The sequence below is a fragment of the Thermophagus xiamenensis genome, from assembly GCF_900112795.1.
GTDB classification, from domain to species: domain Bacteria; phylum Bacteroidota; class Bacteroidia; order Bacteroidales; family Marinilabiliaceae; genus Thermophagus; species Thermophagus xiamenensis.
The window spans coordinates 16,846-30,350 of the sequence record NZ_FONA01000010.1 but is presented as its reverse complement, the minus strand read 5'-3'; the positions used below and the strand labels follow the sequence as shown (position 1 = coordinate 30,350).

11 protein-coding genes are annotated in these 13,505 nt (G+C 36.6%); 7 read left to right on the top strand and 4 right to left on the bottom strand.

What is annotated here, in order from left to right:
- Positions 1-35 precede the first annotated feature (35 nt).
- Together BM130_RS07475 and BM130_RS07470 are read right to left on the bottom strand one after the other, a co-directional pair.
- Positions 36-1,058 (bottom strand): efflux RND transporter periplasmic adaptor subunit, encoded by a 1,023-nt coding sequence (locus BM130_RS07475; RefSeq protein ID WP_010527156.1) that lies wholly within the window; start codon positions 1,056-1,058, stop codon positions 36-38.
- A gap of 122 nt (positions 1,059-1,180) precedes the next feature.
- Positions 1,181-2,470 (bottom strand): TolC family protein, encoded by a 1,290-nt coding sequence (locus BM130_RS07470; RefSeq protein ID WP_010527155.1) that lies wholly within the window; start codon positions 2,468-2,470, stop codon positions 1,181-1,183.
- A 427-nt stretch (positions 2,471-2,897) separates the two neighbouring features.
- Between BM130_RS07470 and BM130_RS07465 the strand changes: the two genes are divergently transcribed.
- The 5 genes from BM130_RS07465 (at position 2,898) to BM130_RS07445 (ending at position 8,064) form a co-directional block, all read left to right on the top strand.
- Positions 2,898-3,923, top strand: a complete 1,026-nt coding sequence (locus BM130_RS07465) for a sensor histidine kinase (RefSeq protein ID WP_010527154.1) — start codon at positions 2,898-2,900, stop codon at positions 3,921-3,923.
- Positions 3,923-4,696, top strand: a complete 774-nt coding sequence (locus tag BM130_RS07460) for a LytR/AlgR family response regulator transcription factor (RefSeq protein ID WP_010527153.1) — start codon at positions 3,923-3,925, stop codon at positions 4,694-4,696. Before BM130_RS07465 ends, BM130_RS07460 begins: the two co-directional genes overlap by 1 nt.
- Before the next feature lie 577 nt (positions 4,697-5,273).
- Positions 5,274-6,416, top strand: a complete 1,143-nt coding sequence (gene nspC / locus BM130_RS07455) for a carboxynorspermidine decarboxylase (RefSeq protein WP_010527152.1) — start codon at positions 5,274-5,276, stop codon at positions 6,414-6,416.
- Positions 6,417-6,620: 204 nt separating this feature from the next.
- A complete protein-coding gene (locus BM130_RS07450) occupies positions 6,621-6,968 on the top strand; it encodes a hypothetical protein (protein ID WP_010527151.1) in 348 nt (115 codons plus the stop codon).
- Positions 6,969-6,975: 7 nt separating this feature from the next.
- Positions 6,976-8,064, top strand: coding sequence for an ATP-binding protein (locus BM130_RS07445; protein WP_237706110.1), 1,089 nt, complete (start codon positions 6,976-6,978; stop codon positions 8,062-8,064).
- 246 nt (positions 8,065-8,310) lie between these two features.
- On the opposite strand, the gene BM130_RS07440 is transcribed toward BM130_RS07445, so the two are convergent.
- Entirely contained in the window at positions 8,311-9,960 is a 1,650-nt protein-coding gene (locus BM130_RS07440; protein WP_010527149.1) for an AMP-binding protein, read from the bottom strand.
- A gap of 24 nt (positions 9,961-9,984) precedes the next feature.
- On the bottom strand, positions 9,985-10,551 hold the full coding sequence (locus BM130_RS07435; protein ID WP_010527148.1) for a helix-turn-helix domain-containing protein: 567 nt from the start codon (positions 10,549-10,551) through the stop codon (positions 9,985-9,987).
- Positions 10,552-11,190: 639 nt separating this feature from the next.
- On the opposite strand from BM130_RS07435, the gene BM130_RS07430 reads away from it, so the two are divergent.
- Together BM130_RS07430 and BM130_RS07425 are read left to right on the top strand one after the other, a co-directional pair.
- Positions 11,191-11,790: an HAD family hydrolase gene (locus BM130_RS07430; protein ID WP_010527147.1), complete on the top strand. Its 600-nt coding sequence runs from the start codon at positions 11,191-11,193 to the stop codon at positions 11,788-11,790.
- A 251-nt stretch (positions 11,791-12,041) separates the two neighbouring features.
- Positions 12,042-13,358, top strand: coding sequence for a carboxypeptidase-like regulatory domain-containing protein (locus tag BM130_RS07425; RefSeq protein WP_010527146.1), 1,317 nt, complete (start codon positions 12,042-12,044; stop codon positions 13,356-13,358).
- Positions 13,359-13,505 lie beyond the last annotated feature (147 nt).

Genomic DNA, 13,505 nt, shown 5'->3' with positions numbered 1-13,505 from the left:
GCCCGGGTAAAACCAAAAAAACAAGAAAAGATAACCTATTTTACTACCTCCAGTGGTGTCCCATCAACCAATTTGGCTTGTCCTACAGTTACTATCAGGTCTCCTTCTTTTAAGTCATCCGAGAACACTTCAATCAATTCATCAAAACGTTGTCCAAGTTTTACATCCACACGTTTAGCCACGCCATTATTATTGACAAACAGATAGCGATTATTGGAACCGGTGAGCTTCAAAACAGCCTGATAGGGAACCAAAAGTGCTTCCACTTCATTAAGCTTCATAGTAGTTCGAACAAACATACCTGGCCGAAGCTTTAAATCGGGGTTGGGAATGCGAATTTTAGTCTGAAAAGTATGAGTATCCGAGTCTACAGTAGGATAAACAATTTCTACCGTAGCGGGAAAAGTATCTGTCGGAAAAACATCGGAGAAGACATTTATTTCCATCCCCTCATTAACAAATGGGACATAAGACTCAGGAATACTAACATAAGCTTTGAGCAGGTGAGTTTGCGTAAGGGTTAAAATAGGCGTACCGCTATAGAGCTCTCCATCTTCATAATTTTTAGCGGCAATGACACCATTAAAAGGTGCTCTGACAAAAGTATTGGCTTCGAGGAACTCCAGGTTTTCTTTAGCCTGGTCAAAAGCCAGTTTGGCCTGGTCAAATTCTTGTTGCGAAACAGTACCCGTTTCATTTAAAACCTTAATCCGCTCAAAATCGGTTTTAGCATTTAAAAAAGTCAGACGTGCAGTATTGTATTGTTGTTGGTCGAGTCGTACTAAAAGATCGCCCTTTTTGACTTTAGTACCCACATCCACAAAAATATGCTCAATAGTACCGGTAATTGAAGGGGCGATATTAACCGATTCATACCCCTGCAAAGTGGTTGAAAGTTCTAATTTTCGGGCGATCAACCGCTTTTCTAATGTAGTTACTTTAACTTTTTCAGCTCTTTTTTCCAGAGATTTTGTATTAGTCTTATTTTCAGATGTTGAGCATGCAGCCATCCAGAAAGAGATACCAATGACTACCAAGATTTTCAAAAATGAATTCATGCTATTTCAGTTTATTGTTTTTATACATTAACATTCTACCCTCACTATGGAAGGCCAAAAGCATTATTACAGGAGGGCTAAAATTATCAGTGAAAACACCCCCTGAAAAAAAGGCAAGCCCCTCAGTTTTCGTTATCCACATTAAGCAGCTGTTCCAGTTCGATTCGAGCGTTAACTACCTGAAGCAGTGCCTGAACATAGGAATTTTGTGCATCAATGAGGTCAGAGCCGGCATTTGTGACATCGAGACTTGAAGCAACTCCTTGTTCATATTTTCGCGCAATGTTATCAAAGAGGCGTTGTACGACTTTGAGATTTTGTAACTGAGTTTCATATGTTTCGAAATTAGACTTAAGATTGTATACCAGCTGACGATGCTGAATAATCAAAGATTCCCTGGTATCTTCATAAGTATTGAGTTGTTGTTGGAAATTGAGAGCAGCCTCCTTGACAGCTTTTTTTCTGCTTCCACCGGAGAAAATTGGGATACTAAGAGAAACTCCAAACATATTAGGCGGTGTAGAATTCATTGTAGCTTCATCGCTCATATATTCTTTTTGGGTATATTGATAAAAAGCCGTTAAAGAAGGAGCATATGCCCACTTTTGTGCTGAGACTTGTTTTTTTGCCAGCTGCAGATTTTGTTGCATCAACTGGAAGTCAAAATTGTTTTCCGGGTCAAAAGAGCTATTAAGAATGGCCAAAGAACTATCGACCCCCATCAATTCGTCAATTGATTGAGTAAGTTCAATGTTGGTATCGACATCCAGGCCGAGTTGCAGCCGGAGGGAATTATATGCCATTTCGAGGGAACGACGCGTAGCATTCACATTGGTTTTCATGGAAGCCACCTGAACTGAAATGATATCGGCATCGGTTTGCTCAGCCATTCCCACATCAACCGACTTTTGAGTAAAAACGAGAAGTTTTTGAAGGTTTTTAAGGTTTTCTTCTAAAAGAGCAGCCGTTTTTTCGAGCACCAGTGCAGAATAATAGAGAGTTTTCACCTGGTCAGTGACTTGTTGTTCAGTTTGCTGCTGAGAGATGTCAGCCATTTTCTTTGAAATATCTTTAATTTGCACGGCCACCACCTGAGCACCGCTGAGGGCCACCGAAGCAGTTGCTCCGTAGGTAATAGAATTTGGCATAGATATTTGAAATTCTCCCAAATCCATTTTATATCCAAACATATTGTCGTATTCAGCAGAAGCGGAAATCTGTGGCAGCATAGTAGCGATAGACTGCCAACGACTTGCTTCAGCCTTCTGAAATTCCAACGAAGCATTTTTCAAGGTTCTGTTATGCTCCAAAGCATATTTTTGAGCATCTTCAAGCGACAGAGATATTTTTTCCTGGGCATTCGCAAAGGAAAAAGAAAGAATCGCCATAAAAATTATAATCCGGTTTCGCATGTCAAATAAAATTTAGTTATCCAAGAGTTATCCATCATCACAAACACCTGAAAAAGAGTAAGTGCTAAAAAAGGAATAAAATTGAGGGCCAAATATCGTGGCAATAATGGGAGTAAAAAAAAAGAATCAAGGAAACTGCAATAGTTTTCAATAAAAAGTAGTATTGAATCAGGTAATCAGATTCTTGAAAAAAACGTCCGTTTATTGAAGGATTTGTCCGATTATTGAAAATTGAGGTGAGAGTTAGGATAATATGATAATTTTGCAGACTGGTGGTGATTGTTCTAACTATTTTTGCTAAAATGAACCAAAAAAATTAAACTCATCATAGGGTGATAATTCAAAATGATTTGTTTTTTCAATCTATCTCACCAATATCAAAAGATAAAACACGCCCTGGCTGTCAGAACAAATAAATAATTTAAATATGTTTTCAAAACTTCCTGCCTGGTATAAATCATTACCATCCTATGCGATATGGGTAATGATAGCCTTATTTTATTTCTCATTCGGGGCTCAGATAAGTCCAATAAAAGGAATTTTATTGTCGGTATTACTGACGCCGATGCAATTCACAATTTATAATGTAAACCTAAAATTTTTAATGCCCCGTTATTATGACGAGCACAAAAGGAAATTCAGACTTTACAATATTTTAATGATTTCTTTTTTGGTTCTCATGGTAGGTTTTACTGAAAAGATTTTCTACCAATACTATCCATCCTTGGCGCCTCCGAACAAAAGTTTGATTGCCCCGTTTATATTCCACACCATATTTAGCTTGATGGCATTTTGGGTAAGCATGAACAAATATTTGGCGGATAAGCAAGAAAAAAACAAAGTGGAAATAGAAACTTTAAAACGGGAAAAGGCCGAAAGTGAACTTAAATTTCTTAAAACCCAAATAAATCCTCATTTTTTATTCAATGCCCTGAATAACATTTATTCGATGGCCTATACAGGTGATGAATCAACGCCTGAAAAAATCACCATGCTATCGGATATGTTGCGCTATGTATTGTATGATTGTGAATCGGATATGATATCACTTTATAAAGAAGTGGATTACATAAACAGTTTTCTGGAATTTCAACAACTAAAAACCGAGAAAAGACAAAATATAAGTTTTGACGTTGGATCGTACGATGAAAATTACCAAATTGCGCCTATGTTATTGGTTACTTTTGTTGAAAATGCTTTTAAACATAGCAAAATTGAAAAAGACAAAACGGGATTTGTAAACATAGCGCTAAATCAAAATTCAGAAGAATTTTGTTTCCGGGTGGAGAATAGCATTCCTCCAAAAACTCTTTTCCCTAAAACTCAAAATAAAAGAAGCATTGGTATTGAAAACGTAAAAAACCGATTAAATCTGGTATATCCCAACAAGCATAAATTAAAAATTATCAATGAAAAAAACACCTACAAAGTAATACTAAAATTATATAAATAATGACAGAAGAGGGCAAGTACAACTGTGTAGTTATCGACGATGAATATCTGGCGCGAAAACTTATGGCCGACTATATTTCCAAGATACCTCAGTTTAATTTGGTAGCATCCTTTGATACGCCCATGGCAGCCATTAATACCATATCGAAAGGTGAAATAGACGTAATTTTTACAGACATAGAAATGCCGGATATGTCGGGGATGGACTTTATTAAAAACCTCACTTTTCCCTCGTCACCACTCATTGTTTTCGTAACAGCATATCCCCAATATGCAGTCCAGGGATTTGAAGTTAATGCCGTAGAATATTTACTAAAACCCGTCTCTTTCCCTCGTTTTATAAAGGCAGTAAATAAAATCACCACCATTCTCAATTATCGTCAAAGGCTAAAAACAGTAGAATTACCACAAAAAGCTAATAGTGCTGAACCTCTTTCTAAAAATGAAGATAAAAATTTTATCCTCGTTAAATCGGAGCGTAAAATAGTTAAACTCTTATACAAAGATATCTTATTTATCGAAGGGGCATTGGAATATGTAATATTTCATAGTACCTCATCAAAATATATGGGTTTATTTTCTTTGAAGAAATTAGAAAAAGAACTTCCATCTGACCAATTTATGCGGATACATAAATCATACATAGTAGCCCTGGATAAGATATCGGAAATTAATGGGAATATGGTCAAAGTGGGCGGGCAAAGCATTCCCGTTAGTAAGACGATGAAACCAGTACTTATGAATTATTTTTCCGGTGAGGAACATTCACTATAGGGCATAAAATTTACGTTGTCCTAAAATTGATACAAACTGAGTTTTGTTTACTTTTTCTGAAAAAATTATTCTGAACCAAACAGGGCACAAAGAACTTAGGACAAAAGACCAAGTCCCCTCTCCTACAGTTTGTGCAATAAATTCATATTAATATTCCCATAAATTAAACTTATATATTTAGTTTAAAACCCATTATGGGCCACGCTCACTTCTAAACCGTATTCGACAGAGCTTATAAGGAAACATAAAAGCCTGGTATTAACTCTTTCGAAGGCAATATCCTGCAGGCCATCAAATCAAAAGGCAAAAATTGAAAAATGCTACTTTAGCCTGTGCACTTCTACCTCTGTACTTTTATACATGAGTTAGTGATAGCAGACCTTCATCAATTGATGGAACATTACTTTGTTTTTTAACCTAACTATTATTTCTGGTTAACAATTATTTGATTGAAAATAGCTAAAATTCAAAAAGCCTCAAAAATAAATTTAATTGCAATGAAAAATTTGTGATCAAACGAAACTCAGTTATATTTGTTTGAAAAATTAGCAAAGAAGAACCGCTGAATTAATAAGAAATGGGAATAGAAATAAGTCAAGTACCAACCCCATGTTATGTGGTTGAAGAAAAGTTATTACGCCGAAATTTGGAATTGATACAATACGTAGGCACTGAAGCCGATATAGAAATAATACTTGCATTCAAAGCCTTCGCATTATGGCCCACGTTTCCGATAATACGGGAATATGTAAAAGGGGCCACGGCGAGCTCGGTTCATGAGGCACGCTTAGCCTTTGAAGAGATGGGAAGTCCGGCACACACCTATAGTCCGGCCTATACTGAAAAAGAATTTCCAACAATAATGCGCTATAGCAGCCACATCACCTTTAACTCTGTGAATCAATATCATCGATTTCGAGATTTTTTGCAAAAAAGTGACAAACACATTTCGGCCGGATTGCGAATAAATCCGGGATATTCAGGTGTTAAAACCGATTTATACAATCCCTGTACTCCAGGGTCAAGATTAGGAATTCCGGACAATCAAATGCCGGAAGAATTACCGGAGGGAATAGAAGGCTTGCATTTCCATGCGCTTTGTGAATCATCAAGTTATGAGCTGGAAAAAGTACTTAAGAATGTTGAAGAAAAATTTGGCCACTATTTAAAACAAATAGATTGGATAAATATGGGCGGTGGCCATCTGATAACACGAAAAGATTATGATGTAGAACATTTAATAAAAACACTGAAAAGGTTTAAAGAAAAGTGGGGTTTACATGTGATACTGGAGCCAGGAAGCGCCTTTGCCTGGCAAACAGGCGTATTGGTAGCAGAAGTAGCGGATATAGTAAATAATAACGGAATACAGACGGCCATATTGAATGTTAGTTTTACGGCCCACATGCCTGATTGTCTGGAGATGCCATACAAACCCGAGATAAGAGGTGCCCACCAGCAACCGGTAGAAGGCTTACCCACTTACCGGATGGGCGGCAACAGCTGTCTGGCAGGTGATTTTGTGGGAGATTGGAGTTTTGATGAACCGCTAAAACCCGGTGACCGAATAGTATTTGAAGATATGATTCATTATACAATAGTAAAGACAACCATGTTTAATGGCGTCCCCCATCCATCAATAGCTATATGGAATGAAGACAGTGGCTTAAAGCTTCTGCGGGAATTCGATTATGAGGATTATAAAAGGCGAATGGGATAATTATCAAAATAAAAAAGGAGAAGACAAAAATTAAAGCATTATTTTTCCAATATTCTGAAACAAGAGAGCAATTGAACTCGTATGAGATCATTCTACAACAACGAAATGAGGAATTTAACCATTAAACCAATTTGCTGTATGTAACCATATATTATTTTATTGATAAATCCACACCAACTTAATAAAAAATAGATAATTTAGAAGATGGAACAGGATACAACATTAAGATATAGGATAAAATTAGGATTCGAGGAGATAAAATTTCCACCATTTGAAGACATATTGGTAATAGGGAAAAAGTCGCCCCAAGGCAAGATAGGCATGTCGAAACTATTTGACATACTTGTTCCCAACGAATTTGCGACCATAGAAGTAGAGGATCCCAATATAGAAGCTGTATACATTAATAGAAATATATTAAAAAAAATTGAAGCAGAAAAAGTAATAGAGATATTAAAAGATAAAGTTTTTCCGTATATTTCGCCATCCGAAATACTTAGAGTAGAATTCAAATTAAAAATTGATTACGAAATAATTGATTTGGAAATATGATTTTCATATGTTAATAAGACCTTACATCGAAAAGAACTACCCCAAAACGGCACCCTTTAAAGGTGTCAATGAAATCGAGGAAGAATTAATCAATCGGCGCTTTTTCATTGTAATGGAAGAAAGCGACAAATACATGGGGATGCTAACGGTTTCTGATGTATTGGCACGAAAGAAAAAACTAGTGGCAGATTGTTTATTACCCAAGCCCAGTTTATCACCTGATTCGACCATCGATCAGGCCATGAATTTACTTTTCACCACCAAGCTTCCGGCTCTTCCGGTATTGGATCAAAACCAAAACTTTTACGGTGTCTTATCTCAGGATAAGCTTATAGGGACACTAGGACAATTACGCACCAAAGATCTTATTAAAACGGAAAATGCTTCGTCGCATGAAAAAATCAAAGAAGAATTTATAAGGAATATATCGCATGAGATTCGGACACCGCTAAATGCCATTCAGGGCCTTTCAGAAATCTTGATCTATTCTGATTTATCAAATGAAGACAAAATGAAATTTGCGGCACTATTACATTCTAAAACAGATGAGTTGCTGCATTTAGTGGATTCATTACTAAACCTTTCAAAAATAGAATCGGGAGAATTTTCTGATATAGAGAATGAAGAATTAGATCCTCAAAAACTTTGTCAGGAATTAACGGATCGAGCAAAAAAAATGCGGGCAAACTATCAAAAAGAGCATATTGCCCTGTATCATAAAATGAATTTACCATCCAATTACCACATTAAATTCAATTTATCCTTTTTGAAGGAAATTCTAATCCATTTAATAAACAATGCCATAAAGTTTACCGAAACGGGGTCGGTAGAATTTGGATGTTATTTGGATGAAAAAGGCGCGCCGATCTTTTTTGTTAAAGATACCGGTGTTGGGATTCCTCCGGAAAAACAAAAAATAATATTCAATGCATTTGAAAAAGTTTCTCCCAGCCAAACGAAATTCTATCCCGGGATTGGTGTGGGATTAACCATAGCCTCAAAAATAGCCAAACTATTAGGCGGTAAAATTTGGTTTGAATCGGAACTGAATAAAGGGACCTGTTTTTATTTCAGTGGAGATAAAAGCAAAGTCTAAATTGACTATGAGTCAATATACCCAACTAATTAATAAAAAGGGTGCCATTTACTAAAATCAATATTTTTCTTTTTTTTGAATGGAAAATATCCAAGCCCGATCTAATAAACAAAAAAAAATTAAAAGCCTATCCTCTTCCTTCTCAATCTTTAAAAATTGAAAACTCATAGCAAAAATTTTCCTGCCATTTCGCCTAGTGGCGGAACAGCAGGAAAAGAAAATTCAATCACGGATTAAACTTAATCACTACTTTGACGCAATCAACTGAGCGCCCAATTCCCTGAGCTTGTATTTTTGAATCTTTCCGCTAGCTGTTTTGGGAAAATCATCAACAAAAAATACGTGTTTTGGGATTTTATAACGGGCAATTTTTCCTCTGCAAAAATCCCGAACTTCTTCTTCGGTAAGGAAAGCACCTTCTTTTAATTTAATAAAAGCACCAACGATCTCCCCATATTTTTCATCGGGCAACCCTACTACTTCAACCATTTCGATTTCCGGCATATTGTAAAGAAAATTCTCAATTTCTCTGGGATAAATATTTTCGCCACCACGAATAATCATATCCTTAATTCTACCGGTAATTTTATAATAGCCATCTTCGGTTTTGACAGCCAGGTCGCCCGAATGCAACCATCCATCTTCGTCGATAGCCTCACGGGTAGCCTGTGGATCATTATAATACCCTTTCATCACATTGTATCCTCTGCAACAAATTTCACCCTGTTGATTAGGTCCCAATTCCTCACCGGTATCTGGGTCAAAAATTTTAACCTCAACTCCGGGCAATTCTTTACCTACTGTAGTTGCCCTGATTTCGGGTGAATCATCTATATGGGTAGTTGTCATTCCAGGTGAAGCCTCCGTAAGACCATAAACAATGATAATATCCCGACAATTCATTTTTGTCATGACCTGCTTCATGGTTTCTATGGGGCAAAGAGAACCGGCCATAATACCTGTTCGTAATGATGAGAGATCGAACATATCAAACATCGGATGGTTCATTTCGGCTATAAACATAGTGGGGACCCCATAAATAGAAGTGCATTTTTCTTTTTGAACAGCAGCTAAGACTCTGAGAGGATCAAAATCCTCTGTAATTACCATGCTCACACCATGAGTAATAACGGCACAGACTCCAAGCACACATCCAAAACAATGGAACAATGGCACACACAATAAAAGCCGATCATCAGGCGTATATTGCATATTGTCGCCAATACCCTTTCCATTGTTAACAATATTGAAATGCGTCAACATAACCCCTTTAGGGAAGCCTGTTGTACCTGAAGTATACTGCATATTAACCACATCATGACAAGAGACTTCACTTTTTCTTTTAAGCAGTTCCATATCATCCACTTGCGTTCCCAACAAAAGCAGCTCAGGTGTATTATACATTCCCCGATGTTTTTGTGGACCTAAAAAAACCACGTTTCGTAATTGTGGAAATTTTTTACTTTTAAGTTTTCCTCGGGGGGCAGTTTTTAATTCGGGAACTAACTGAAAAATCATATCTACATAGTCGCTATCCCTATATCCATCAATTAAACACAGAGTGTTGAGATCAGCATTTTTAATCAAAAATTCAAGTTCAGCAAGTTTATAATTGGTGTTAATAGTGACCAATACAGCCCCGATTTTGGCTGTAGCGAACATTAAAGTAGTCCAATCCGGGACATTATTAGCCCAAATCCCCACTTTATCCCCTTTTTGAACACCAATAGCCATGAGGCCTTTGGCCAGATTATCGACACGTTGGTTAAATTCGCTGTAAGAAAACCTAAGCCCACGATCGGGATAAACCATAAAATCGTGATCAGGTAATTTGTCGGCCCATTGCTCAAGCAATTGGCCCAATGTATCTTCTATCGGTTGAAACGTATTAGACATAATTTAAAAGATTGAGGAAGTGAATTAAACCGGCAAATAAACCACAGCAAGCACCAAGGCTTTATCATTATTTAATGATTTGACTCTGTGGTCGATAATAGAATCGTAATAGATACTATCACCTGTTTCCAAATGATAGACTTCTTTACCATAAATAACTTCAATACTTCCTTTTAATACGTAGATAAATTCTTCACCCTCATGAGCCGAGAATGTTTGTCGGGATGACTCATGGTCGGGCAAGACTTCAATAAGAAAGGGGTCCATGTTTCGGTTGCTTTTCTGACGAGCAAGAGACAGATAAGCCAGGTTTTCAACTTCGTGATTTCCGGAGGCATTCATTTTACTAAGACTCTTTTCTTCACCTTTTTTGGTGACCACAACTCCCTTTTCCTGCTGGTCATCAAGGAAAGTTCCCGGCCTTACCCCAAGCACCTTGGCAAGTTTTATCAAAATGCCAAGAGGTGGATCTACTTCACCCTTTTCAATGTCAACAAGAAGTTTTTCTTCGATCTGAGCATTTTGTGCTACCTCGGATAGAGTGAGCTCCTTAATGTCTCGCTGTAATTTAATCTTTTCTCCAGGTTTCATAATAATGAAATAAGTCTAAAATTTGGGTTTCTATTCGGACATTTTACAACAAAACCATTTAGCGGTTTTTTGCCACAAAACATGCATGCATTTAAACTAAAATCTATGCAATATACACATTAACAAACAATTAAAATATTTCAAAATATTATATAAGAGTCAAATCCAACTCCGATTATATTGTTATTTAGCAAACAAAATTCAAAAAGGGATCCCTAAGCGTTCCTTAATGTACAGGAAAGAATAAGGAAAACATCAACCTGATTAAATCAATACATTAAAAGAATGACAAAATCCCCAAAGGGCTAAATACCAGGCACAGATACTTGTTGCCGAAGTAAAATTAAAGTTCCATACCCGGACGAAACTCATAAAACTGAGTTAATCTTTTTCGAAAGAAGAGATACTCTTACTTCCGGATTCTGCATCTCCATAGTGTCAAAATCCTCTGTAATTGGTCACCAAAAAAAGAGCATTTTTGACGAAAAAGCAAAAATTTCAAACTAATTCTTACAGTTCATTACAAAATTCATCTTCATTGAACAATATTAACAGCCTTTAAATAAGTGTAAAATAAAGAATACTGAAGTAATCCTTATATTTGTTGCCTCAACCAAGATTATAGATAAAACCAGTCTTATGTGCGAAATTCTGATACATTCCACTACCCGAGGTTTAATATTTGATTTAGATGGCACCATAGCTGACACTATGCCTGCACATTTTCAAGCATGGAAACAGACATGTGAACCTTATGGAATCAATTTCACCAAAGAGTTGTTTATGCAACTTGCCGGGATTCCTCTGTATCAGACTGTAGAGAAATTAAACCAAATTTTTGGGACTAATATGGATCCACAAAAGGTTGGTAATGAAAAGGAAGAACTTTTTATGTCTACTCTTTCTCAAACAAAAGTAATAGAACCCATTGCAGAAATTATCCGGAACTACCACGGACGCTTACCGATGGCTGTAGGAACAGGGGGCCAGCGTTCTGTAGCAAAAGAGACATTAAAAGTGGTAGAAATGGATAAATATTTTGATATAATTGTCTCATCTGATGACATTACCCATCCGAAACCCCATCCTGAAACTTTTCTATCCTGTGCTGAGCAAATGGGCATTCCTCCACATCAATGTCAGGTTTTTGAAGATGGAATATTGGGGATGCAAGCAGCACGTGAAGCAGGGATGCAAGTCACTGACGTAAACCAATACTATAAAACGGTTCTAGTTTAGTATAAAGTTTTTCCTAATCGAAACGAGTTAAACCCTCAACAATTAGTTCGGAAATTAAAAATTCAAACAATTCCAATAATTTTTGCAGTGCATAAGCCCTTAGCTTACAAAACACATTAGAACAGAAACATCCTTTCGTACATTAAATAAGGAAGCGAATAAGGGTTTTACAAATTCATGGTGTCTTAATACTGAAAAGGCTGAAAAATTAATCAGCAATTAGAAAAACTTCAAATAAAAAATAAGATGCCATGAAAACTTCAGTAAAAAATTACCAAAGACTTTGTCGGTGGATTCTGGTATTATCAGCCATAATCTTCCTGTCACTTCCTGAAATGGCTTACGGATCTGTTATTAATGAAGATCAAGAGCCAAATGATACAACGGAATATGTTCTTCTTCGTGGTACGGTAGAAGATGAAGATAACGGTACCCCTTTGCCCTTTGCAACCATAACGATAGAAGAAAGCAATATTGCAACTGTAAGTAACTCCAAAGGGGACTTTCTATTAAAAGTACCCAAAAACATGACAGATAAGGACATTCGATTTTCCTTTATCGGATACGAAAAGAAATTTGTTCCTGTCAGTGCATTTAAAGATAAACGTTATAAAGTTAAGTTAAAAATGATAACGGTACCTCTGGTAGAGGTAAGTGTATTCCCGTCGGACCCAAATCTGTTGATAAAAGCAGTAATGAATCGCAGGGATGAGAACTATCTCAATCAACCGACGAGGATGACTGCCTTTTACAGAGAAACCATAAAAAAAGGCTGGAGCTACGTATCACTTTCCGAAGCAGTAGTGGAAATTCATAAACCAGCTTACAATGAACCTAAAGAAGACAGAATACGTCTGAAAATAGGGAGAAAAAGTACAGACTACAACAAACTGGATACATTAGTATTCAAACTTCAAGGGGGACCTTATACTGCAACAATGTTAGATATCATGAAAGACCCCTATTTGTTGTTTGACAAAGCGACCATTGATTATTATAATTTTAAAATCAGCAACATAACACGTATTGAAGACCGTACAATTTACGTTCTGAGTTTTGAGCAAAAGCCTAATATTACAATCCCTCTCTTTTATGGAAGGTTATATATCGATACCCAAAACCTGGCCATTACTCAGGCAATTTTTAATATGAACACCGAAGACAAAGAAGAAGTATCCCGCATGTTTATTAAAAAGAAACCTCTTGGTGCCAAGGTTTATCCAACTGAAGCATCATATATTGTAACGTACCGTCAAGATAAAAATGGCAAATGGTATTTTGGATACAGTAGAGGTCAGGCATCCTTTAAAGTAAATTGGAAGCGAAAATTATTCAACACCAATTATCACACTACTCTTGAGATGGCAGTAACCGACTGGGCCTATACGGAAGACAAACCTTTTAAAGGCTCGGAAAGACTGAAAATAAATGCAATTCTGGAAGACGAAGTATCAGGGTTTTCAGACCCAAATTTTTGGGGTGATTATAATGTCATCGAACCAGAGCAACCCATAGAATCGGCCATAAAGAAAATACAACGAAAATTGGAACGGATGAATGATAATTAATTATTAAAAAAAGGTTGAAAGAATGGAACCATAGATATGTGTCTGATTGATGGTTTTCTACCCAATTAATCAACTTCATTTCAAAACCAGTGGATGCTTTGATTGGAGAAAAAATTCAGCAGATAGACGAATGCACTAAATAAGATT

Coding starts and splice junctions, on each gene's coding strand:
- BM130_RS07475 (WP_010527156.1), bottom strand. CDS start 1,058: ATGAATTCATTTTTGAAAATCTTGGTAGTCATTGGTATCTCTTTCTGG.
- BM130_RS07470 (WP_010527155.1), bottom strand. CDS start 2,470: ATGCGAAACCGGATTATAATTTTTATGGCGATTCTTTCTTTTTCCTTT.
- BM130_RS07465 (WP_010527154.1), top strand. CDS start 2,898: ATGTTTTCAAAACTTCCTGCCTGGTATAAATCATTACCATCCTATGCG.
- BM130_RS07460 (WP_010527153.1), top strand. CDS start 3,923: ATGACAGAAGAGGGCAAGTACAACTGTGTAGTTATCGACGATGAATAT.
- nspC (WP_010527152.1), top strand. CDS start 5,274: ATGGGAATAGAAATAAGTCAAGTACCAACCCCATGTTATGTGGTTGAA.
- BM130_RS07450 (WP_010527151.1), top strand. CDS start 6,621: ATGGAACAGGATACAACATTAAGATATAGGATAAAATTAGGATTCGAG.
- BM130_RS07445 (WP_237706110.1), top strand. CDS start 6,976: ATGTTAATAAGACCTTACATCGAAAAGAACTACCCCAAAACGGCACCC.
- BM130_RS07440 (WP_010527149.1), bottom strand. CDS start 9,960: ATGTCTAATACGTTTCAACCGATAGAAGATACATTGGGCCAATTGCTT.
- BM130_RS07435 (WP_010527148.1), bottom strand. CDS start 10,551: ATGAAACCTGGAGAAAAGATTAAATTACAGCGAGACATTAAGGAGCTC.
- BM130_RS07430 (WP_010527147.1), top strand. CDS start 11,191: ATGTGCGAAATTCTGATACATTCCACTACCCGAGGTTTAATATTTGAT.
- BM130_RS07425 (WP_010527146.1), top strand. CDS start 12,042: ATGAAAACTTCAGTAAAAAATTACCAAAGACTTTGTCGGTGGATTCTG.